This is a genomic window from Rhizobium ecuadorense (genome assembly GCF_001187535.1).
GTDB classification, from domain to species: domain Bacteria; phylum Pseudomonadota; class Alphaproteobacteria; order Rhizobiales; family Rhizobiaceae; genus Rhizobium; species Rhizobium ecuadorense.
On sequence record NZ_LFIO01000761.1, the window covers coordinates 1 to 219 of the forward strand.

Annotated in this window: 1 pseudogene; it reads left to right on the forward strand. The window is 58.0% G+C overall.

The window, feature by feature from the left end:
* A pseudogene (locus tag AF337_RS13790) lies at nt 1–219 on the forward strand (ABC transporter substrate-binding protein); the annotation flags it as partial.

Consider the following 219-nt stretch of genomic DNA (forward strand, 5'->3'; position numbering starts at 1 on the left):
AAGCCATTCAGGCAATGCTCGCCGATGCCGGCTTCAATGCCCGGCTCGAAATGCTTGAAACAAGCCCGTGGCTGAAGAAGCTTCTTAAGCCTTGGGACAAGGAACGTCAGCCGTCGATCCTCCAGACGCAGATCGACAACACCGAAGGCGACGCCGTATTCACGCTGCCGAACCGTTTTACCACCGACGGCAACCAGTCGACCATCGCCGATGCCAAGC